The sequence below is a fragment of the Clostridium kluyveri DSM 555 genome, from assembly GCF_000016505.1.
Classification (GTDB): domain Bacteria; phylum Bacillota; class Clostridia; order Clostridiales; family Clostridiaceae; genus Clostridium_B; species Clostridium_B kluyveri.
In genome coordinates this window covers 2,520,533-2,544,633 of sequence record NC_009706.1, presented here as the reverse complement: position 1 = coordinate 2,544,633, position 24,101 = coordinate 2,520,533, and the positions used below count along the sequence as shown (strand labels likewise).

The following is a 24,101-nucleotide window of genomic DNA, read 5'->3' as shown; positions in this document are numbered from 1 at the left end:
TGGGAGGATGTGCTAATGAAAAAAATTGCGATTTACGGGAAGGGTGGTATCGGAAAATCCACCACTGTATCTAATGTGTCATCAGCTATGGCAGCTATGGGGTTGACTGTTCTGCAAATTGGATGCGATCCCAAGGCCGATTCTACTCGCAACCTGACGGGAGGGAAAAATATTTCCACAGTACTAGATACCCTGCGGGAAAATGGTGACGCACAGCTTGACGATCTTGTGGTGAAAAGCAGTACTGGTGTGTTGTGTGTGGAATCCGGTGGACCAGTTCCCGGGGTGGGATGTGCTGGGCGTGGTATTATTACAGCCTTTGAAAAACTTGAGGAACTGGATGCCTATGAAATTTATAAACCGGATATAGTATTTTATGATGTGCTGGGTGATGTGGTTTGTGGTGGATTTGCCATGCCTATACGGGGTGGATATGCAGATGAGGTGTGCATAGTCACCTCTGGTGAGATGATGTCCCTCTATGCGGCTACCAATATATCCCGTGCAGTTAAGAGCTTTGGCAAGCGTGGCTATGCCTCATTGAGGGGGCTGATTCTCAATGATAAGAATATCAAGGGGGAAAATGAGTTGGTAGACAAGGTGGCAGCGGAGATTGAAGTGCCGGTGATTTATCGTCTGCCACGTGATCCGTTTGTACAGCAGGCCGAGGCACAGGGGAAAACCGTGGTGGAGACTTTTCCGGATTCTAGTATGGCAGTACATTACAAAGCACTTGCAAAACTACTGCTGGAGGAAGGAGAAGTGTTATGAATGAATTGAAACATTTAAAGCATCTGTCGGCGGTAAAATCTAACACCGGTATTAAATTTTTAACTCCTGCTGTTTCTCCTGGCAATCATTGCCCAATGCGTATTGCTTCCGTGATCGTAGAGGATATTAAAGGTCTTTCCTCTCTACTTGTGGGGATGCAGGAATATACCACTCATTCACGTCTTTTCAGTCCCAATCCGGAAGGTAAGCATGGGGAGCTGCACTGGCTGTATGTACTGGATGCACAGGAGGTAGTGTTTGGCTGCCGGAATAGTCTGATGGGTGCCCTCAGAAAGATGGATAAAGCGGGAGCAAAGGCGATCCTGATGATTGTCACCTGTGTACCTGAGTTAATTGGAGAGGACATTGAAGGGATTGTCCATGAAATACAGCCAGAATTATCTGCACAGGTAACTTTTGTGCTGCTGGGTCAGTTTAAAAATATCAGCTACCCTCCTGGTTCATGGAAAACAATGGAAGCCCTTGGGGTGTTAATGAAGGCAAAAAAAACAGAGCCGGCACGTATTAACATATTGGGACGTTCCCCGGAAGAAAAACATATACCTATGCCATCCCTACTACCGGAACTTGTGAAGCGCAGCTTCGCTCTTAGGTATCTTGCGCCAGGTGCTTCTTTAACAGATTTCCAAAGTGCACCAGATGCCGCATTGAATTTGGTGGTTTGTCCATTCATGCAGCCGCTTGCTGTGAAAATGGAACGGGAATTTAGTGTACCATATATTGCTCTGCACACTTTGTATGATGTGAAGAGAATCCACAGGACCTATGAGGGGATTGCGAAACATTTTGGTTTTTCTTGGGACAATGCATTTGAAGAAGAACGGCAGGAAGCCCTTACTTTACAAAATCAGGCAAAGGAAAGATTGGACGGACTTCGGTATGTATTTTGTCTTAGAATCGATATACCTATTCCAATGGCCATTTATCTTGCTAGGCTTGGCATGGAGCCACTGCTTTTGCATTTAGAGGAATATTATCCAGAGGATAGGAGCTATGCCAAAGAACTTGTTTCAATGGGCTATAATCCGTGGATCTGCCGAATGGTGAATGCTGAAGCAGATTTATTGGTTTTGGAAAAGCTGGCTCCGGATTTATGTTTTGGCTATTTGTCAGATATCAATAAAAACATTCCCTGTGTATTGGATATGTTTGATTTTTACGGGCAGGTAGGTTATGGTCGGACGAGTAACCTGTTAAGAAGAATTTTAGGCGTATTAGATGAAGTGCATCTTAGGGAAAGGGGGAATAAACATGGGCCTGCATCGATTTAAACCGCTTCCTTCAGGACGTATGGGTATTCTTTGGACACTTGCTACAATCCGTGATGCTGCTCTTGTGGAATTTGGTTGTATGGGGCATATGTTTTATAGTAATGTAACGCTAAAACGTGCAGGGGTACATGACGCCTGTAAGCTTTACTCCACACACATAGACGAAACAGATATAGTCTTTGGTGGTACAAGCAGGCTTAACCATACAATTGCTAATGTTGTAAAAAGTGATCATCCCCAGGTGATTTTTCTTTTGCCCTCATCTATTCCTGAGGTGATTGGAATGGATATTTCCGCTCTCTGTAAGGAATTGCAGCCAGAATATCCTGATGTACGTCTGCTGCCTTTTGGATACGGCGGGTTTAACATCACTCAGCATCGGGGTGTGCAGGAGGCACTTTTGCTGCTTGTCAAAACATTGCCGGTGGATGGGGAAAGAACTCCACAGCCTACTTTTAATATTATTGGTTCCTGTGCGGATCTATTCCGCTTTCAGGCTGATGCAAATGAAATCCTTCGTATAATGGAAGGTGCTTTCAGTATGAAACCGTTGTGTGTGATGACCTCAGATACATCTGTAGAACAAATCCAACGGATGGGTAATGCACATATCAACCTTGTTATACGGTGCGAAGGAATACCTGCTGCAGAACATCTAAAAAGGAGGTTTGATATACCCTATATTTTAAGGAGACCCTACGGTATTGAGGGAACTGTGCGGTGGCTTGAGGAAATTGCACAAATATCTGGACTGGCTGTGAATCAAGCTTTCCTCAAAGCAGAGAGAGAAATTGTCTGGAGTCGGCTTGCACCAGTAATGCCGTCCTTTCGGCATATAGTAAGATCACACCCGGATGAAGCTGTATTGTCATTGGGTGGACATGCAGATGTGGTAGGTGGCATATTATCTTTTGGATGCGGTGAGCTTTCTCTTTCCAAAGGAACTTGCTGGTGTGACTGTCCACATATGGGAGGTGAGGATATACCATATTTTTCAGAGGACGAGTGGATAAGAGCAGTTCAGGCACATAAGAAGGGATATCTTATGGCAAGCGGTGAAGTACTTAAGTGGGCGGGGCGCAATACGGAAATGCAAATTTCCAACCCCGATATAAAATGGCGTCTGCATCCTTATGAACCGCCCTTTATGGGTTTTCGTGGTGCTGTTCATCTGGCAAATCTGTGGATCAATGAAGATATTGAAGATTAATAAACTGATTAAACAAGTAATGTATGATTACCGCTAGGTGGTTTTTCTCAACTTATATTGTTGGTGAAAGGTCACCTTTTTTTAATTCCACAAGAAAACTTAAAAAACAACATAGTAACTATTTTTTAAATATGCTTTATAATAAAGGGAAGAAGGAGGTAAGAAATGAGAAAAAAGTTTTTCGTGATATTTTCAATTTTAATTTGTTTAATCGCTATAAGTTTTAAGCTTTTCACGCAAAAAAATGTATTTTACAGTAAAAATACAGCAAGAATTCAAACTAAAAATACAACTAGTGAAAAAAAGAATGAGACAATTGATGAAAAGTTAAATAAAAGAATAGTATTGATAAATTCAGACAAAGATAAAGACGGCATAAAGGATCAGAAAGATATAGTACTTGGAGCAAGAAAAGAAGCAGATAAAAAGGTAAAATATAAAGAAGGCTATTATGTAGGCGGATATCCTCCAGAGAATGAAGGAGTATGTACTGACTTGGTATGGAGAGCTTTTAGGGATGCAGGATATAATCTAAAAGATATGGTAGATGAAGATATAAGAAATTATCCTGGTGATTACGAAAGAATTGAGGGTCAGCCAGATCCCAATATAGATTTTAGAAGGGTGGATAATCTTTATGTTTATTTTAAAAAATATGCAGCTAGTGTTACTATTGAGCTGAAACCCAATGATATAGAGAATTTAAAAGAATGGCAGCCAGGGGATATCATAACTTTCGATCACAGTGAACATATAGCTGTAGTTTCTGATAAAAGGAGAGCAGATGGTATTCCATATATAATACATAATGTACCACCTTATGCTAGAGAAGGTGATGAAATTATGTATTGGATGCCTAGAATAACAGGTCATTTTAGATTCCCGAAATAATAACAGGATTGAGAATATGTATAATTGGGCTGAGATGATTTGCCATGATGAGTTTAATGTTAACCAGATTATTATATGTCTAAAGGAATTTATATTCCCATGTAATTTTCAAATAATGTATAATAGAGCAAAGAAAGAATAATACATACAAGGGGGCATTTAATTTGAAAAACCATCATGAACTTGAAAAACTATTGATGTCTATAGATGGGCGTGGGTATTCTGCTTATAAAGAAATAAAGGAAGCATATAATTTTGGAACATATCAACTTTTTGTTGACCATGTCCAGGCAGATCCATATGCTCCTCCATCTAAATCTCACATTGTAATTAATCGTGATATTACAGGCATTCCAGATGATCTGATTGATTCAAAAGATAAAATAACAGCTGTTTCGGATTTTCTAACGAGAGTCTTATGGAAGAATATCCAGCACTTAAATAAGGGTATCAGTGGAACAGGGGGTAGTGGACTTTTACTAATTGATCATTGTGGGCAAGAAATGCTTGAGAGGACAGCTGTTTTGATTAAAAATGACCGTATTGAAGTGAGATTTGAAGTTGGTTTGCCTGCCGCAGGAAGACGAGTTTTGGGTAAAGCTGCCAACCGTATCTTTCAGGAGATCCTTCCTAAAATAGTGGATAGGTCCTTGTTTTATAAAAATATTGATCAAAAAGCATTAAAAAATCAGGTGAATTTAATTTTGGATCAAATGTATATTCGAAAAGAATTAGAGAGAAGGGGTCTTGCTGCCTTTATTGGTAATGGCTCCATTTTGCCAAGGGAAAGCGGTATATCAGATAAGCCGTTGTTTAAAGGTCAAATTCCATTTGCAAGCCCGGAAAAATTTGAAATAGAAATTTTACTGCCTTATAATGGCAAAATTACAGGAATGGGAATACCACGGGGAATAACCTTAATTGTAGGCGGAGGTTATCATGGAAAATCTACATTGCTGAAGGCACTTGAACTTGGTGTATATAATCATATTCCCGGTGATGGCAGAGAATTTGTCATTACCTGGCAAGATGCAGTAAAAATTCGTGCTGAAGATGGACGCAATGTGGAAAAGGTTAATATTAGCACCTTTATCGGCAATTTGCCGGGAAATAAAGATACTTTTAAATTTTCCACGGAAAATGCCAGTGGAAGTACTTCTCAAGCAGCAAATGTTATGGAAGCTTTAGAAGTGGGAACCTCACTTTTATTGATTGACGAGGATACCTCTGCTACCAATTTTATGATACGGGATGGACGGATGCAAAAATTAGTTTCAAAAGATAAAGAACCCATAACACCTTTTATTGATAAGGTAAAATCATTATATGATGACAATGGGGTTTCAACTATATTGATAGTTGGAGGTTCAGGGGATTATTTTGATGTGGCACACCAAATTGTTATGATGGATGAATATGTGCCAAAGGATGTAACAAGTACTGCCAAAGAGATTGCAAATTCCCATGGATACATACGGGAACAAATCACAAATAGTAAATTTGGAGAAATTACACATAGAATACCTTTAAAGGCGGGATTTTTAGGAACAGGGAAAGAAGATCGCATTAAGCCTAGAGGGAAATATAAGATTTCATATGGAAGAGAAATTATTGATCTTTCTGCTTTGGAACAATTAGTAGATGACAGCCAAACCAATTGTATTGCTGTAATGATTGATTTTTTGAGAAAACATATGTTGGATGATAGGGCATCTGTTTTTCAAGCTGTCAATAGACTATATGAGCAGATAGAAAAGTTTGGATTAGATTCTATTTCACCCTATACAGGTCATCCAGGTAATCTGGCACTTCCTAGGAAACATGAATTCTGTGCCGCTTTGAACCGTTATAGAGGATTGAGGGTAAAGATGTCTGAGTAATAAAAAATTAGTTTTAAAAATAAATGAAAGGTAGAGAAGATAATGAATACACTTTTTACACCACGTAAAATTAGAAATCTAGAAATAAAAAATAGAATTGTACTACCTCCTATGGTTTGTTTTAATTTTGCAGATAAGAATGGTTTTGTATCAAAGAAAAATATATACCACTATGAAAGAATAGCTAAAAGTGGTACGGGTCTGATAATTGTGGAAGCAGCAGCAGTTTCCGAAAGTGGAAAGATATTTCCAGATCAGCTGGGAATTTGGTGTGATGATTATATAGAGGGGTTGGGTAAAATAGCGCACATTTGTCATACATATAATGCAAAAGTTATTCTCCAGCTTCATCATGCAGGACTTAAAACCTCCAAGCCTGTTAATAAAGATACTATTACATCTTCTGATTATATTCATAGGAATATATCTGCCAGGGCTATGACAAAGCATGAACTTCATTCAATTCAACAGGATTTTGTAAACGCTGCCCTTAGAGCCGAGAAAGCTGGTTTTGATGGAGTTGAATTTCACGGAGCCCACTCCTATCTTATGACACAGTTCTTTTCAACTAAAATAAATAAGCGAGTGGACGAGTATGGCGGAAGCTTAGATAATAGATTGAGATTTACAATGGAGATTCTTCAAGGAGTTAAACAAAAGGTTGGTGCTTCTTTTGTAGTTGGAATTAGGATGGGATGTAATGAGAGCGATTTGGAAACCAGCATTAATATGGCAAAAAAATTTGAAGCTTCAGGTATGGACTATATTCATGTTTCTACGGGATATGATAATACACCAATTAAAGAAGAAGTACCAAAAGATTTTCCCTGTAATTGGATTGTATATGGCGCAGCTAAAATAAAAGAACAGGTAAATATACCTGTAATTGCAGTAAATTCAATTAAGACAAAAGAGCAGGCCAATTATTTAATTGATAATAATTTGGCGGATTTTGTTGCCATAGGTAGAGCGCAGCTTGCAGATTATGATTTTACAAGTCATATAAGAGAAGGAAAGAGTATTATTAAATGCTTAGGATGTAAGCCCTGTAGGTGGTTCACAAATGGAGATAATTGTCCAAGAAAATTTTAATTTTTTAAATAAATCGGGTAAGTATTTTTAAATTAGATATACTATAAAGAGTAATTTATAAACAGAAGGTGAATTTTAATGAAGCTTAAAAGTAAACCATTATTTAAAATAAATGAAATTCAAATTTTAATACTAGGGTTTTTGTTAATAATTATTGTAGGTGCCATTTTACTATGGCTTCCCATATCTTCTGAAAATCATACATACACCAATTTTATAGATTCATTATTTGTAGCTACATCTGCAACCTGTGTAACAGGGCTTATAACAGTGGATACAGGAACTCATTGGAACTATTTTGGGAAAACGGTAATTTTGGCTTTAATCCAGATTGGTGGTCTTGGATTTATGGCGTTTTCCACTCTTATTGCATTGATTTTAGGAAGAAAAATTACATTAAAAGAAAGACTGTTAATTCACGAGTCACTTAATTCTTTTAATATACAGGGGCTTGTAAAAATGTCAAAGTACATATTATTGTTTACTTTTTTAGTAGAAACTGTGGGAGCAGTTGTTTTGTCTTCTCAGTTCATTCCTCAGTTTGGAGTTTATAGAGGACTTTTTTATTCGATTTTTCACTCTGTGTCTGCATTCTGTAATGCTGGCATAGACTTAATTGGAGAGGGTAGAAGTTTAATGCCTTATTATAATAATTTTACAATAATATTTACTATAAGTGTATTGATTATCATTGGAGGATTGGGATTTTATGTATGGCAGGAAATATATAATTTAAGTTTTAAGTATACAAAGAGACTTTCTCTTAATTCAAAGGTTTGTATAACAATGGCTGTTGTACTTTTAGCCTCTGGAACCATATTGTTTTTTTTATTTGAATTTAATAATCCAGCTACTATGAAATATATGACATCAGGAGATAAGCTGTTATCTTCATTTTTTGCTTCAGTTTCTGTGAGGACTGCAGGATTTAATTCAATTTCTATTTCTGACATGAATGAGAGCAGTAAATTTTTAACTATTGTATTTATGTTTATAGGTGGGGCTCCGGGTTCTACAGCAGGAGGGATAAAGACAACCACTGCAGCCCTAATTATAATGACAGCTGTATCTGTAATAAAAGGCAGACAGGAAACTGAAATTTATAAAAGAACCATAAAAAAAGATTTGGTATACAAAGCTATTGTTATATTCATAGTTTATATAATTTTGATTTTTATATCTGCTTTGATATTAGGTGTAACGGAAAAGGATGAATCCTTGGAAACTATAATTTTTGAGTGTATATCGGCTATAGGAACTTCAGGATTGAGCTTTGGAACTACACCTGATTTGAGCATTATAGGAAAAATAGTTATAATTATAAGCATGTTTTTTGGAAGATTAGGAGGTCTCACTATAATATTATCCATGATAAATAGGAAAATTCCTAAATCTATAAAATATCCCGAAGATAAAATATTAATTGGATAAAATTTAAAAAACGGAGATGATCTTATGAAAAAAAAACAGTATTTAGTAGTAGGCTTGGGGAGGTTTGGAAAATCGATAGCTAGAACTCTTTATGAACTTGGAAATGATGTACTTGCAGTGGATTCAAGAGAAGACAATGTTCAGGATATAACTCCTTATGTGACACAGGCAGTTGAGGCAGATGCCACAGAGGAGGAAAATCTTAAGGCACTTGGGGTGAATAATTTTGATGTAGCTATAATAGGAATAGGCGCCGACATTCAAAGCAGTGTTATAGTTACCTTGTTGTTAAAGGAAATGGGTATGAAATTTGTACTTGCCAAGGCCAATACAGATTTACATGCAAAGATTTTATATAAAATAGGAGCTGATAAAGTTGTTTTTCCTGAAAAAGATACAGCTGTTAGAATTGCTCATAATCTGGTATCAAATAATATGCTTGATTTTATAGCATTATCCCCTGAATATAGAGCAGCGGAAATACTATGTATAAAAAAATGGATTGGGAAAAATTTAGAGCAATTGAATATAAGGTCTAAGTATGGAATAAATATTATAATGATAAAAAGAGGAGATGATGTAAATGTATTACCTACTTCGGATTTTGTATTTTTGGAAGGGGATATAATTGTAGCTATAGGGGGACAAAAAGAAATTGAAAAATTGGAAAATAGCATTTGATATTATATAGTTATTATTTTAATAATGCCATTCCTATATTGATTTTTTAAATAAACAATGCTAAATGCTAATAATTTGCATTTAATTTAATATATATTATAATATTAAGTAAATTTATCCGAATAAGGAGGCATGTGTTTATGAAAACCAGAGTTGATATTTTTTCAGGATTTTTAGGAGCCGGGAAGACCACTCTTATCAAAAAGCTGATTTTTGAAAAAGTATATACAGAAAATGTAGCTATAATAGAAAATGAATTTGGAAAAGTGCCAATAGACGGAAGTTTTTTGAAGAAAACAAATATAGAAATAAAAGAAATAAATGCAGGGTGTATATGTTGTACTATTGCAGGGGATTTTAAAAAAGCTATAGAGGAGGTATGCAGTAAATATAAGCCTCACAGTATTATAATAGAACCTTCTGGGGTTGGCAAGCTTTCAGAAATATTGAAGGTTATAAGTAGTAGGGAGCTTAAAAGAATAGTAAATTTGAATCTGGTTATAACCTTGATAGATGTAACAAAATTCAATGCCTATATAATAAATTTTGGAGATTTTTATAAGGATCAGATTAAAAGTGCTAAGTGTATTGTTTTAACTAGAACAGAAAATCAAAGCAGTGAAAAGATTCAATCAGTGATAGAACAAATTAAAAGGATTAATAGTGATTGTAGTATTGTTGCTACCCCTATTGAACAGCTAAAGGGAGATAAAATTGTTAAAGCTGCCAAGGAAGATTTTAAGGCTGAACTTCTAAAGCAGGCAGTAAGACTTGAAAGAACAAAATTAAATGTAATTGGTACAAAAGTTTCAAATAAAGACCCAAATAATGTAGATGAAGTTTTTGATAGCTATGGAATTGAAACTTCAGTTATATACAACAAAAACAAGTTGTTGAATAATTTAAATAAGCTGAGGGATGAAAAACTTACTGGAATGGTGCTCAGAGCGAAGGGGATAGTTCAGGTTGAAAATAAAAACTGGATAGAGTTTGATTATGTCCCAAATGAATTAAATATAAGGGAAACTACATCTGATTTTACTGGAAGAGTATGTGTAATAGGCTGCAAAATAAATAAGGATTATATAAATAAGCTATTCACTGCTTAATATGGGGTATAATAGATGATAAAAAAAATTGATGTAGAAATAGTTACAGGGTTTTTAGGGGCTGGGAAAACTACTTTTATAAATGTTCTCCTGGGTAATACTTTAGCCCGTGGCCAGCGGGTGCTTATATTTCAAAATGAGATTGGAGAGAAAAGCATTGAAGATAAATATATAAGCAGTGGACAAGTTGCTGTAGAAGATGTAATTTCAATGGATATAATTAAAAGTTATAAGCCCCATAGGATTATTATTGAACATAATGGAGCAACTTTACTGCAGGAACTGTTAGATACATTAAATCAGGATGAAATAAGAAAAAACTGCAGTATATCGACTATATTTAATATATTAGATGCAGAAAGTTTTGAACTTTATTTGAATAATATGGAATCCTTGATTTTTCCGCCTATATATAATAGCAATTTAATAATAATGAATAATTTTAAAAGAATGGAGAAAAAAGATCAGACAAGGATTAAAAAGAAGATTGAAGAGATTAACTCCTATGCAATTATATTGGGAATTGAAAATATTAATGATTTAGAAAAAGAACTTTTAAAAGCTCATATATTGCGAAAAAAAATTTTAAAAAATATACAAGCAGTTACAAAAAATTATTTTCAAGGAGAAGATGAAAAAGCTTTAGGGAGTGTGGAAGCAGCTGAATCAAATAATGGAAAAATAATTATATATATGATTTTAGGAGTATTACTTCTTTTTGTCTTTAATGGAATAAGAGGATTAACTGATTTTAATTTTAATTTGAGATTTACTAACAGTTTTTTTACTATATTTATTAGTATAATGTTGGAGGCCATTCCATTTATACTTTTAGGTTCTTTTATATCAGCAGTGATACAGGTTTTTGTGTCAGATAAGGTTATCTCAAAGGTGCTGCCTAAAAATAAATTTTTGGGAATTATGGGAGCTTCTTTAATGGGATTTGTATTTCCAATATGTGAATGTGCTATTGTTCCTATAGCCAGAAGGCTTATGAAAAAAGGTGTTCCAGCTAGTATAGCTGTTACATTTATGCTTGCGGTACCTATAGTAAATCCTGTTGTACTGTTATCCACTTATAGTGCTTTTTACGATAGACCCAGTGTTGTATTGTTAAGAGCAGGATTTGGAATTTTAGCAGCTGTAACAATAGGCTTTCTTATAGAGATTGTTCAAGGTAAAGACATGCCAGTAAAAGGGAGAGAATTTGAGTCTGATGGTGATATTCTCTGCGGATGTGGTTATAATCATCAATATGGTTTAAAAAGGTCAAAAATTTCAAATGTTCTGGAGCATACTACAATTGAATTTTTTGATATAAGCAAATATTTAATAATAGGTGCTGTGTTATCGTCAGTATTTCAAACATTTGTACCTAGAAGTATTATAACTCCTCTTGGAAAGCACACTGTATATTCTATAATTGTAATGATGCTTTTAGCTTTTGTGTTATCAGTTTGCTCTGAGGCAGATGCCTTTATTGCAAGGACATTTTTAAATCAATTTACACTAGGTTCTGTTTCTGCCTTTATGATTATAGGTCCTATGCTGGATATAAAAAATACCATAATGCTTGGAGCAAGCTTTAAAAAAGGTTTTGTAATAAGATTGATAATATACATTTTCTCTGTTTGTTACATAATTGGCTGCATAATAAATATATTAACCGCCATGGGGGTGGTGTAATGAGAAAATTTAATACAGAAGAATTTGTAAAATTTATTATTTTTATAGCTTTTAATGCTCTTTTATGTTATTTGATGAAAACAGGAAAGATTAATAATTTTATTAATCCTAAAATGTTTATATATATAAGGATTACTATAGTGGCAATTTTCATATTAGCCTTATTTCAACTGACAAAAATATTTACTGTAATGACTAGAAATAAATTCAGAGTAAGACATTTAATGTTTTTTGCGGTAATTCTAATTGGATTTACAGCAGTTCCAAATAGTTTGAATGCAGAAATTGCTGATAATAAAGGGGTCACAATAACCAATTCAAACAATAATAGTTCAACCAATGAGAATATAAAAGAAGATATCACTGGCGATATTATCTTATTTGATGATCACAATTATTATGAAAATATTTTTAAATTAGAAGGTAAAGTTCAGCAGTATATTGGAAAGAAGGTAATAATAAGAGGTTTTGTCTATAAGGAAGAAAGCTTTAAGGAAAATGAATTTGTTGTGTCAAGAATGCTGATGAGCTGTTGTGCTGCTGATGCTCAAGTCATAGGATTAATGTGCAGATGGGATAATGCATCGCAGCTTAATAAAGAACAATGGATAAGTGTAGAAGGTACCCTTGAAAGTACTAAATATGGAAGTGATGATAAAGATGAGGGAGACATAATGCCTATAATAGTTGTACAAAAAATAGAAAATATAGAGGCTCCTGAGAATCCATATATTTATCCTTGATACTAGTATATTTTTAAGTTTAATATCTATTACAGTATTTGAGTTCCTAATTTTATATAAAAAATGGGAACTCATTTAAAAGGCAGTTTTTCTATCTTATCTAATGTAATATTATCACTAAGTTTTCATAAGGATTTACATGATTATAAATCAAACTCCTGCTAATAATTGCTTACATATGTTTCCTAGCATGTCCATTTCATCTACCACCTGGAGTAAGGATGTTCCAATTTATCAAGTAAATTATCAAATAAACTATTAACTTGTTTAACGTAAATATCAGTAGGAATAAAGTTCTGTTCCAATGATTTTGCTGTCTGATCTGACAGTCTGTTCATGGTTACAAATTCTTGACCTGCCTGTTCCAAAAGCTGCAGATAATTATCAATAATAGGTCGTAATTCCTTATTTTGGGTATTGAGAAGAAGTCCTTGCGGAGCATATATTTCTCCAAGTACTTCTGTATGATTGTAGAAAGCCAATTTATTAACCCATTTGGAAATTACTTGGAAATGATCTCTGGTAGAAAGAGCACCGTTAGCCATCATTACTAGTTTAGAACGATAAAAAGATGACTGTGCTTCTGCTGCTGCTATTTTTTTCGGGTGTCTGATTCCTATTGGAGTTATTTCAAAATATGGATTGCACAACACCAACATTCGTTCAATAAAAACTTTTAGCATACTGGATAGGTTAGCATATTTAAGCGGTGTAGCTAAAATAAGAATATCTGTTCCCTCACCTTGAGCAATAATATCTGACATGTCATCTTTAATCACACATTGTCCAGGAGTAACGAACCAACAGGAAAAACAACCTAGACAATGTTTAATTTCTTTTTCTGCCAAGAAAATGTTAACAGTTGTTGCCCCTGCCCTCTTTGCCCCCTTTAAGAAGGCGGTAATCATTATATTAGTATTGCTATCTTTACCTTTAGGACTTCCATTAATAACAGTAATCTTCATTTCTATTTTCCCCCTTTTCTTAATCCAGTTCCAGCCTTGGCCTTTTCTTTATTCAGGATTTTATGTTAAAGCCATTTGTCGAGTTAACATTCTTTATGCCTACAAATGAATGACTAAGTGGGCTTAAAGAGTTTACTACCATCTGAACCAGAATATATTGTTAATTCCACAACATATGTGTTCTTACACAAAGTACTGTTTATGTATTAAAAGTAAATGAATTTTGTGGATTTATTACTAGTAGGAAGTGGATTGCAACAAGGTATAATCATTTGATTTTTAAGATTGTAGTAAATATATTACAAGTCTGTATTATAAATTTAACATACACAGTATTAAAAGTATACGTTAAATTTTAAATTTATTTAGAGTCTATTTACATCATACCTAAAACATAGGGCATATAAGGTGTTTATCCCCCATCTTAAAGAAGCTGGGGGTATTAGTTAATTTTATCATAGGATAAATTAAAGCATTATGGATCTAAATTACAAAAGTCAACTATATCTAGGTACCACAAACTAATAATATAGACCTAGTAATAGACCGGCCGCAAGCAATCCCAGCCAGGAACTGTTTACATGTCCTAGTCTGTGGCCTCTCATGTCATGAACATGCCAACCATTGAAATAACATGCCGGATGGCCATTATGCTTATATATAGTTCCATTTTTTACGTAGCCTATTCGTCTATAATTTGCATCATAAAGTACTGGGGCATCAATATATCCAACAATTCTGTGATATCTGTCATAAACAGTATCATTGTGTTTTAAATATCCTACCCTTGTATCATTACTATCATATATTCTTTCCATATAACCCTCACCTTTTCCTATTGTGTTTAGATAAGTTGTAATAGTTAATTTTATATGCTATATTATATGAAAAGTTAGTCCCATTGCTACAAATTTACACTTATAATGAATATTGGAGGGATTTTTATGTCAACCAGAGCAATAAAAAAAGTGATAAAAGGCAATATAGAAAAAGATGGAGCGGGAGTGAAGCTTGTCAGAATACTGTCTATTGGTACAGTAAAGGAGTTTGATCCATTTTTAATGCTTGATATTTTTGATTCTACTAATCCAGAAGATTATACAAAAGGTTTTCCATGGCATCCCCACAGGGGCATAGATACAGTAACATATCTTATAAATGGGAAAATAGAACATAAAGACAGTATGGGGAATATAGGTGTAATTGAAGATGGATGCTGCCAGTGGATGACTGCAGGGAGCGGAATAATTCATCAGGAAATGCCACAGGTCTTTGAGCTTATGATGGGATTTCAACTTTGGATAAACCTTCCTAGAAAAAATAAAATGTGTTCCCCAAAATATAGAAGTATAGAAAGAAAAGATATAGGTGAAGTGAAAGAACAAGGATGTAATATAAAAGTTATATCTGGAAAATACAAAGATACAAGTGGGGACTTTGATGGAGGATATGTAAAAGCAAATATTTTGGAAGTTAAAATGGAGGCTGACTCAAAATGGTCTTTTGAAACGAAGGAATATGATACTGCATTTATATATATTTTTAGAGGATATGGTTATTTTGATGGAGGAATGAAAAATCCAATATATGAAAAAAGTGCGGCTCTTTTTGAAAATGGTGATAAAATAGAAGTAAAATCTGATAAAGAAAAAATTCACTTTATTTTATTTACAGGAAAGCCTTTAAAGGAACCAGTTGCCTGGGGAGGCCCTATTGTAATGAATTCAGATGATGAACTTACTATGGCTTTTAAGGAACTGGATAATGGAACTTTTATTAAGTAATTTAAAGGCTCAGATGGAGTTTTCTCATAAGTAATACTCTTATCATCTGAGCCTTAGAAAAACTTATAAGGGGTACAGGAGTGTTCATACTGGAGAAAGTGGAAAGATAAAATACAGAGATAGGTGGCAATTATAATGAAAACAAAGATATTAAAATAAAATATGGAAATGGGGAGAATTTTTTGGACAAGGAGTTGTATATAGCCGATGCCAGATGGCATGCCTCCTTTGAAGATATGATTGAAAAAGTTCAAAGGGACGAAAACAAGACGGTTTATTATTACAATGAAAATTATATTAAGGGAAAAACTGTGCAGTATGAAATACTTAGAGGTATATGGATTGTATATCATGATTTTGAATTAAAGGTTAATGAATTTTTTCCTGTGGAGGAAAAAGGTATTATAGAAATGAATTACTGCATGGCAGGCAGGTGTGAACTGGATTGTTTAAATCAAAAAATATTTTATGTGGCACCAGGGGATTTTGCAGTGGCGATTTTGTCTAGTGGCAGTCATAAACACAACTTTCCACTGGGAAATTATAGGGGTATTTCAATTACTACTACAGAAGAGAATCTGGATGATTTTCTGAAAAACATGTTTGGAAAAACCAGGATTACAAGTTATATGCTGCTTCACAAGATGAATATCCATGGAAAATTCATGATATTGTCCAATAACAGGTACATACAAGATATAATGGGGAATATAATATCAGAGGATGATTTTTGGAGAGAAAGGGCCATTGTTAAATTTTCAGAACTGGTGCTTTTTTTGATTGACAAGGATATACAGGTATCTGAAATAAAGGGAAAATATTTTGATAGAAGGATTATAAGCAAGGTAAAACTTATAAAGGAAGATGTTACGGAAAATGTGGAAAAATATATTACCATAAAGGAAATAGGCAATAAGTATGAGATAAATACTAGGACATTTTCGGAGTGTTTTAAAGAGATATATGGTAAAACTTATTATGCATTTATAAGGGAATTTAGGATAAAAAAAGCTGCGGGAATGCTTTTGAATACTAAAAATACTGTAGGGGGCATTGCAATGATGGTGGGCTATGAAAATGCTAGTAAATTTTCAAAAGCCTTTCATGATATTATGGGAATGACTCCAGGTAAATTTAGAAGAAGATAATTTATGGGCGGTTTTGGAGCATAAATGTATAAATGGAGTAGATAAATAAGGGGCATAGGGATATAATTCAGTATAGTTAGATGGAACTAACTATACTGAATTATATCCCTATTTTTTTCTTTAATAATATAAGGAGGTTGAACATGAAAAAAGATAGCACTTTTAGAAAATTGATGTACTTTGCTTCTCAGTGCAAGGACAAAATGACAGTTTCGGTGATTCTTGCCGTACTTGGTGTGGCCTGCGGCATGATACCCTATTTTGCTGCTGCAAACATTACGGTGAAAATTATAGATGGAAACTCTGACTTCAGGCAGCTTTCATATGTTGTCCTTGCTGCTTTGGCAGGATATACAGGAAAAGTAGGCTTTAATGCACTTTCCACTTCTATATCCCATAGTGCAGCCTTTACAATCCTAAAAAATATTCGTGTAAAGTTTGCTGAAAAACTTTCAAAGGTTCCTCTTGGATATGTACTGGAAAATCCATCTGGAGAATTGAAGACAATAATGGTGGATACGGTTGAAAAACTTGAGGAACCTCTTGCCCATGTAATACCAGAAATGACATCAAACCTTCTGGTACCGATATTTGTGCTTTTATATTTATTTTACCTTGACTGGCGTATGGCTCTTATATCCCTTGTTACAATACCTATGGGAATGCTGCTATATAAGCTTATCATGAAAAAATATGTGTACTATTATAAGAAATATGTCCAGGCCGGTAATGTGATGAATTCCAATGTAGTGGAATATGTAAACGGCATTGAGGCAATAAAAGCATTTAACCAGTCTTCAACTTCCTACAAGAAGTATTCCGACTCTGTAGAAAACAATTGTGATGCAGTGACGGCTTTTTTCAAAAACACACTGTTTTTGTATACAGCTGTTATGTATGTTACTCCTGAGGCACTGCTTTTTGTCATACCTTCAGGACTTTATTTCTACATAAATGGAACTTTGGCTCTCTCAGTGTTCATAACTTGTATAATATTGTGTTTTGGACTTTTGACACCTCTTGTACAGGCTATGCAGTACACTGACAGCATAGCTTCTATGGGAACTATTATTGGACAGGTATACCAAATATTAGATAAGGAGGAATTAAAACGTCCATCTCAATATAAAAAATTAAAGAACTATAAAATAAAGTTTCAAGATGTGACATTCAGCTATGATGACACTGAAATTCTAAAGGGAATATCCTTTGATACAGTCCCACGTAGAATGACAGCTATTGTGGGGCCATCAGGTTCAGGAAAATCAACTATAGCAAAACTTATCGCCAGTTTCTGGGAAGCTTCAGGCGGGAGGATAACCATAGATGATGTGGATGTAAAAGATATTCCACTTAAGCAGATAAGTGATGTGATATCCTATGTATCACAGGAAAATTTTCTGTTTAACACCTCCATAAAGGAAAATATCAGAATTGGAAAGGAGGGTGCATCGGATGAAGAAATTATAGAAGCAGCTAAAAAAGCCAGCTGTCATGATTTTACAATGTGTCTTCAAAATGGATATGAAACAGAAGCAGGTGAGGCAGGCAAGCATTTTTCAGGAGGGGAAAGGCAGCGTATTTCAATTGCGAGGGCCATATTGAAAAATAGTCCTGTAATTGTACTTGATGAAGCCACTGCCTATGCGGATCCTGAAAATGAGGCCATAATACAGGAGTCCATATCTCATATGGTAAAGGGGAAAACTTTAATTGTAATAGCCCATAGGCTTTCCACCATTACAACTGCAGATAATATAGTTGTGGTAAATCAAGGCAAGATAGAAGCTCAGGGAACTCATGAAAAACTGCTTGAAAATTGCAATCTTTATAGAAAAATGTGGGAGGCTCATATAGGAACTAAAGATAAAGATGAGATAAAAGGAGGGGAAAAATATGCTTAAGACCATAAAAAGGATTTTGATATTTTCGGGAAAGCACAGGGGAAAGCTGATACAGTCCTTTGCACTTGATGTTATATTCTCCATTTGTCAGGCAATGCCTATTTTCGCCATGGTGTATGCTCTAAACAGCATTATAGTTGCAAGAGATACAGGAGAAAATATTACTATGGAAACTGTATTTTTGGCATTTTTGATAATGGCTGTAGGGCTGGCCGGTAAAATATTATTTGGTTATCTAGCTAATGAAAAAAGAAGTATTGCATGTTTTTCCATGTGTTCGGACAAGAGAATTGAAATTGGGGATAGATTAAAGAGAATGCCTATGGGTTATTTTAGTTCCAATAGGCTTGGGGAGATTTCTTCTGCAGTTACTACTACCATTGGGGATATTGAGAACAAGGCAGGGGATATTTTAGATAGGATTATTGTGGGATTTGTTCATGCAGTTATAATAAGTATTGTAATAAGCATTTTTGATTGGCGCATGGGTATTATATCTATTCTAGCCATTATTTTAGGTATGATTGTAAATTCCATACTTCAGAAAAAGAGTATTGATATTGCTCCAAAACGTCAGGAAGCACAGGGTGCCCTTGTTTCTGCGGTGTTGGAATATATACAGGGGATATCCATTGTAAAATCTTTTGGACTTGGTGAAAAATCAAACAGGGCGGTGGATGAAGCCATTGAAGAAAGCCGAAAGAGGAATATGGGCCTTGAGAAGGTGTTTAACAAGTTGATTGCACTTTATCTGTATGTTTTCAAGATTGCAGCATGTACTATCATTCTTATGTCCTGCTACCTTTTTTCAGGAGGCAGACTTTCTCTTTTAAGTACTCTCATGATGGTCGTATCAAGTTTTGTGATTTACTCCTATATTGAGCTAATTGGAACTGTATCGGGAGTACTTAGATTGCTTGACAGCAGCATGGATAAAATTCAGACCGTAGAAGAAATACCTCTTATGGATGAAAGTGGGAGGGACATTCAACCTGAAAATTATAATATAGAACTTAAAAATGTATCTTTTTCCTATGATGAAAGAAAGATTCTAGACAACATAACTCTTACCATACCGCAAAATTCAACAGTGGCTATTGTAGGGCCTTCTGGAGGAGGGAAAAGTACTATTTGCAGCCTTATAGCCAGATTTTGGGATGTAAATGAAGGTAGAGTTCTACTTGGAGGATATGACGTGAAGGAATACACATGTGAAAGTCTTATGAGAAATATAAGCATGGTATTTCAAAATGTATATTTGTTTCATGATACCATTTTGAACAATATAAAGTTTGGATATCCAGAGGCAACCATGGAGGAAGTAGTTGAAGCAGCTAAAAGGGCCAGCTGTCATGAGTTTATAGAGAAGCTTCCTGAAGGATACAATACGTTAATTGGAGAAGGTGGAAGCAGTCTCTCAGGGGGAGAAAAACAGCGTATTTCCATTGCAAGGGCTATACTAAAGGATGCTTCTATAATTATTTTGGACGAGGCCACTTCAAGCGTGGATCCTGAAAATGAAAACCAGCTTCAGCTTGCCATCCGAGAACTTACAAAATACAAGACTGTTATTATGATCGCTCATCGTCTTTCAACAGTGAGAAATGCAGATAAAATTTTCGTGTTGAGTGGAGGACATATTGTACAAAGTGGAAAACATGAAGAACTTATAAGAGAGAAGGGCATCTACAGGGAGTTTATCCAGATAAGGAAAAAGGCCATTGGATGGAATTTAGGATAACGTCAATATTAAAGAGAAATTCAAGTTTGCTTATATCTTATAAATAAAATATAGAATTTGTCCACGCCCTGAACCCCACGTTAGACGCGGGGTTCAAAAGCTATGGTACTGAGGTACATGAGGAAAAGACAGTAGAAAACTGTCAGATGTGTTATGAAAAATAGATCGGATTATTAAAATTGAATCTTTACATCGGCCTTTTTCCATTCCTCAGTTTTGAAGAAATCAACTGGTGCCAACTTTTGGGAGTTTGCCACGATGCTTGAGGGAAATACTGCCATTGCCGTATTATATCGCGTCACGATACTGTTATACAATCGCCGCGCTGCTTGCAAATGCTCCTCCGCATCACGAATACCTGCCTGAAGCTCACAAAACACATCACTGGAACGTAGTTCAGGGTACGCCTCTGCTACGGCGTTGATGCGAGAAGCCATGGCGTTAATTTGGTTGTCTGCATCATTTATTTCAGATACCGACATGCCTTTCCGCAGGGTTATAGTTTCCATAAAAAGGGTCTTCTCATGAGATGCATAGCCTTTGGCTACATCCAATAATTTTGTAAGCATATCATATCGTTTGGTTAGTGCCACCTCAATGCCCGACAGAGCTTCGGAAGTTTTGATAGATGTACGCTTGAAATTGTTGCTGGTCATGATCCACCAAATGACAGTGATAAGCACTATGATTAAAATCAAAATAATAACAGATAGTATAATAGATGTTAAAAGATCCATGACTTATACCTCCTTGAATAATTCATCATTGAGAAGAAGCTCGTCAATGATTCCAGTCATATGGATAAGTTCCTTGCGGAAATCCCTGCGGATTTTCTCAAGGTCATTTATTCTTATGCCTTTAAGTTCAAAGGAATCCCGCCCGCTGTGCAGAGCAATATGTACCTTGCCATCCCCAAAGCAAAAGAAAGATTGTGCTTTTGCCAAGGTGTCTGTGGATATGATGTGCTCCATGAAGTGAGGAGTGAGCACATAAAATGCAGTATGTCCATCTGAGGTCAAAATCTGAAATTTCTCATTAAACTCCGGATTGTCGGTTTGTATATCCGATTTGGACTTTTTGTACCCTTTGAAAATCCTGTGTTCACGGTTCTCTCTGATCTGCAAGTAAGCGGCAAGCTCTTTATGAAAATCACAGATAAGCCATTGGCCCTTGAATCTTGTCTCATAACGTGTTTGTGTTTTTCCGTCTTCGTCTGTTTCTTCAATCTTTTCCTGTAGATGAATATCAGAATAGAGAACATCTATCCCTTTGTATTTCCCTTGTAGGAAGTCGCTGCCACTGTATGTGTCCCAATGGTGGATGAGATTGGAGGAGCGAATTAAATCTACTGAAATTCCCGATTCAGGTAAATAGTCTATCACCTGGAAAATCCCCTCCAAAATAGGTTTAGTGATATTTTGACCTAACATCTTCTTCAGCTTGCTCGAGGAGGATGTCCAGACATTAAAACTTACAAAAAGAACCACAAACCCCAGGGCTACTGTTGCAGCCGCGGCTGCCCATACCTCCTGTATTGAAAAGTATGCAAGAATTGCAAATCCACAGGGAATGGTTGAGTAGAACAGGGTTTTGCCAACTAGAGACTTTATTCTAAGAATTTGTAAATTGGAACTAAGTTCGTTATCATGGACATCTGTTTCAACTACTGGTTTTTCTGTTGTTTTCATTTGACCCCTCCTAAAAATAATTTGCTGGGCAACTGTACCAAGCAGAAGGATAATTTCATGCTTTATTCCCTGTGAAATAATTTGAGTTTAACATGAATTTTATCTTCTGTGTGAATTGTTAAGAAATCTTAGTAATTTTTTTAAAAATAGATTGGAGGCGTAATTTAACTTCTCAGGCAGGATTTAGAGCAAGAAAAAGGCCGTAAAATATAAAATATATCCTACGGCAAATCTTGAAAACTAAAAACATCCTTATGGAATGGGAATTTTCCATTTTCAACACTTTTTCAATTTGCTTGTTTAAGAGAACTTTTCAAGTCCTCTTCAGGAGTGCTGATTGGCCTTATATCAAAGGTATCTACTAGATATTGAAGTATATTAGGGGATATAAATGCAGGCAAACTTGGTCCTAAATATATTCCTTTTACCCCAAGGGACAGTAATGCCAATAAATCCGCTACTGCTTTTTGTTCATACCAGGATAGTATTATTGTCAGTGGAAGAGAATTTACATCTGTGTCAAAAGCATCTGCAAGTGCTGTAGCTATTCTAACTGCTGAATAAGCATCATTGCATTGACCCACATCAAGTAATCTTGGAAGGCCCTCAATTGTTCCAAAATCCAATTTATTAAATCTGTATTTTCCACAGGCTAAAGTAAGTATTATACAGTCATTAGGTACCATCTGTGCAAAGCTGGTATAGTAGTTTCTGCCAGGTCTTGCCCCATCACAACCGCCTATTAAAAAGAAATGTCTTATGATTCCTTTTTTTACGGCGTTTACTATTTCACTTGCATGGGATAGAGTTTCTTTATGACCAAATCCTACTAAAATCTCTTTTGGTTTTTCATCTTCTTTAAATCCTCCAAGTTCTAAGGCCTTATTTATTATTACACTAAAGTCTTTTGTTCCGTCTTCATTTACATCTATGTGCTGAACACCATCCCACCCAACAACACTGGTGGTAAATATTCTATCCTTATATGTTTCTCTTGGTCTCATTAAACAATTGGTAGTCATTAAAATACAACCAGGTATTCCGTCAAATTCTTTCTGTTGGTTTTGCCAGGCTGAACCATAGTTACCTACCAGGTGTTTATATTTTTTTAGCTCTGGATATCCATGCGCAGGCAGCATCTCCCCGTGGGTATAAATATTGATTCCCTTGTTTTCTGTTTGCTTAAGAAGCATTTCTAAATCTCTTAAATCATGTCCTGATACAATTATAAAAGGGCCTTTTTTTATATTTACATTAACTTTATGGATAGAGGGATCTTTATATCTGGATGTATTTGCCTTATCCAGTGTCTTCATAACTTCTACACTCATATCACCGGTTCTCATTGTCATGCGAATCATGTCTTGCAGGGTTAAATTATCGTTGGTGGTGGCTTCTAATGCTAAGAAGTAGAATTGATCTATCTGCTCACTGGTGTATCCTATAAATCTTGCTTGATGGCCATAGGCACTTATACCTTTTAATCCATACAATATGGTAGAGCGCAGGGATCTGATATCAGCATCCAGATTTTCGTCATACATAATTCCAGCTTTAACTGAATCTTTTAACATATCCTCTTTTGTGTCACTTAAATTATATGTAGCTGCATCTGGATATTTTCCTTCTGGAGATTTATTTCTCAATGATTCTTTTATTTTCTGTGATTCTTTTAATAATTTTACATGAGAGTTTGAATCAAAGTTTACATTTGTAAGGGTAGTGAATAAAGAATTCTCCAAAAATGTTACTATATTTTTATCTATAGTTTCTCCTCTGTCAATTAGGTTTTTTACGTAACAGGATATACCTTTCAATTGATATATCAATAAATCCTGTAAATTTGCAATTTCCGGAGTTTTACCACAAACCCCACTTTTTGTGCATCCCTTTCCACCAAAAGTTTGTTCACATTGATAGCAAAACATAGAATTTCCCATTTTAATATCGCCTCCTGTAAATAATTATTCCATATAGTTATTATTATATTTTTGGCAATAATTATTCTATGGGTATTCATTATTAGTTTATTCTAGTAATATCACTGTTTTATATATTGCCAAAGGCAAATAATGGATTTATTGA

General features: G+C 35.1%; 20 protein-coding genes. 15 read left to right on the top strand and 5 right to left on the bottom strand.

Annotated features, from left to right (window positions below; translation table 11 throughout):
* Nucleotides 1–15: 15 nt before the first annotated feature.
* The 11 genes from CKL_RS12045 (at nt 16) to CKL_RS11995 (ending at nt 12,786) form a co-directional block, all read left to right on the top strand.
* Nucleotides 16–771, top strand: coding sequence for a nucleotide-binding protein (locus tag CKL_RS12045; protein WP_012102807.1), 756 nt, complete (start codon nt 16–18; stop codon nt 769–771).
* Nucleotides 768–2,063 carry a nitrogenase component 1 gene (locus CKL_RS12040; RefSeq protein ID WP_012102806.1) on the top strand — a complete coding sequence of 432 codons (1,296 nt, stop codon included), beginning with the start codon at nt 768–770 and terminating at the stop codon, nt 2,061–2,063. Before CKL_RS12045 ends, CKL_RS12040 begins: the two co-directional genes overlap by 4 nt.
* The gene (locus tag CKL_RS12035) at nt 2,044–3,273 is read left to right on the top strand and encodes a nitrogenase component 1 (RefSeq protein WP_012102805.1); all 1,230 of its coding nucleotides are present in this window, start codon (nt 2,044–2,046) and stop codon (nt 3,271–3,273) included. Before CKL_RS12040 ends, CKL_RS12035 begins: the two co-directional genes overlap by 20 nt.
* Nucleotides 3,274–3,438: 165 nt before the next feature.
* Nucleotides 3,439–4,164 (top strand): DUF1287 domain-containing protein, encoded by a 726-nt coding sequence (locus CKL_RS12030; protein ID WP_012102804.1) that lies wholly within the window; start codon nt 3,439–3,441, stop codon nt 4,162–4,164.
* 164 nt (nt 4,165–4,328) lie between these two features.
* Nucleotides 4,329–6,044, top strand: coding sequence for an ABC-ATPase domain-containing protein (locus CKL_RS12025; RefSeq protein WP_012102803.1), 1,716 nt, complete (start codon nt 4,329–4,331; stop codon nt 6,042–6,044).
* 42 nt (nt 6,045–6,086) lie between these two features.
* The gene (locus CKL_RS12020; protein WP_012102802.1) at nt 6,087–7,136 is read left to right on the top strand and encodes an NADH:flavin oxidoreductase; all 1,050 of its coding nucleotides are present in this window, start codon (nt 6,087–6,089) and stop codon (nt 7,134–7,136) included.
* 78 nt (nt 7,137–7,214) lie between these two features.
* Nucleotides 7,215–8,567 carry a TrkH family potassium uptake protein gene (locus CKL_RS12015; RefSeq protein WP_012102801.1) on the top strand — a complete coding sequence of 451 codons (1,353 nt, stop codon included), beginning with the start codon at nt 7,215–7,217 and terminating at the stop codon, nt 8,565–8,567.
* 24 nt (nt 8,568–8,591) lie between these two features.
* Nucleotides 8,592–9,248, top strand: coding sequence for a potassium channel family protein (locus tag CKL_RS12010; protein WP_012102800.1), 657 nt, complete (start codon nt 8,592–8,594; stop codon nt 9,246–9,248).
* 140 nt (nt 9,249–9,388) lie between these two features.
* Nucleotides 9,389–10,357: a GTP-binding protein gene (locus tag CKL_RS12005; RefSeq protein WP_012102799.1), complete on the top strand. Its 969-nt coding sequence runs from the start codon at nt 9,389–9,391 to the stop codon at nt 10,355–10,357.
* Between the two features lie 15 nt (nt 10,358–10,372).
* Complete coding sequence (locus CKL_RS12000) at nt 10,373–12,043, top strand: permease (RefSeq protein WP_012102798.1); 1,671 nt, start codon at nt 10,373–10,375, stop codon at nt 12,041–12,043.
* Complete coding sequence (locus tag CKL_RS11995) at nt 12,043–12,786, top strand: TIGR03943 family putative permease subunit (protein WP_012102797.1); 744 nt, start codon at nt 12,043–12,045, stop codon at nt 12,784–12,786. The genes CKL_RS12000 and CKL_RS11995 overlap by 1 nt, the downstream gene beginning before the upstream one ends.
* Nucleotides 12,787–12,989: 203 nt before the next feature.
* Here CKL_RS11995 and CKL_RS11990 read toward each other — a convergent pair whose 3' ends face one another.
* Together CKL_RS11990 and CKL_RS11985 are read right to left on the bottom strand one after the other, a co-directional pair.
* The gene (locus CKL_RS11990) at nt 12,990–13,751 is read right to left on the bottom strand and encodes a flavodoxin family protein (protein WP_012102796.1); all 762 of its coding nucleotides are present in this window, start codon (nt 13,749–13,751) and stop codon (nt 12,990–12,992) included.
* A gap of 521 nt (nt 13,752–14,272) precedes the next feature.
* A complete protein-coding gene (locus tag CKL_RS11985) occupies nt 14,273–14,569 on the bottom strand; it encodes a 5-fold beta-flower protein (RefSeq protein WP_012102795.1) in 297 nt (98 codons plus the stop codon).
* Between the two features lie 126 nt (nt 14,570–14,695).
* On the opposite strand from CKL_RS11985, the gene CKL_RS11980 reads away from it, so the two are divergent.
* From CKL_RS11980 to CKL_RS11965, 4 genes are all read left to right on the top strand, one after another.
* Entirely contained in the window at nt 14,696–15,535 is an 840-nt protein-coding gene (locus CKL_RS11980) for a pirin family protein (protein ID WP_012102794.1), read from the top strand.
* A gap of 182 nt (nt 15,536–15,717) precedes the next feature.
* Nucleotides 15,718–16,683 (top strand): helix-turn-helix domain-containing protein, encoded by a 966-nt coding sequence (locus tag CKL_RS11975; RefSeq protein ID WP_012102793.1) that lies wholly within the window; start codon nt 15,718–15,720, stop codon nt 16,681–16,683.
* Nucleotides 16,684–16,826: 143 nt separating this feature from the next.
* Nucleotides 16,827–18,587, top strand: a complete 1,761-nt coding sequence (locus tag CKL_RS11970) for an ABC transporter ATP-binding protein (RefSeq protein ID WP_012102792.1) — start codon at nt 16,827–16,829, stop codon at nt 18,585–18,587.
* Nucleotides 18,580–20,328, top strand: a complete 1,749-nt coding sequence (locus tag CKL_RS11965; protein ID WP_012102791.1) for an ABC transporter ATP-binding protein — start codon at nt 18,580–18,582, stop codon at nt 20,326–20,328. Before CKL_RS11970 ends, CKL_RS11965 begins: the two co-directional genes overlap by 8 nt.
* Nucleotides 20,329–20,501: 173 nt before the next feature.
* Here CKL_RS11965 and CKL_RS11960 read toward each other — a convergent pair whose 3' ends face one another.
* The 3 genes from CKL_RS11960 to hcp form a co-directional block, all read right to left on the bottom strand.
* On the bottom strand, nt 20,502–21,065 hold the full coding sequence (locus CKL_RS11960; protein ID WP_012102790.1) for a LemA family protein: 564 nt from the start codon (nt 21,063–21,065) through the stop codon (nt 20,502–20,504).
* Nucleotides 21,066–21,068: 3 nt separating this feature from the next.
* Nucleotides 21,069–22,016, bottom strand: coding sequence for a DUF3137 domain-containing protein (locus tag CKL_RS11955; protein WP_012102789.1), 948 nt, complete (start codon nt 22,014–22,016; stop codon nt 21,069–21,071).
* 287 nt (nt 22,017–22,303) lie between these two features.
* Nucleotides 22,304–23,956: a hydroxylamine reductase gene (gene hcp, locus CKL_RS11950; RefSeq protein WP_012102788.1), complete on the bottom strand. Its 1,653-nt coding sequence runs from the start codon at nt 23,954–23,956 to the stop codon at nt 22,304–22,306.
* Nucleotides 23,957–24,101 lie beyond the last annotated feature (145 nt).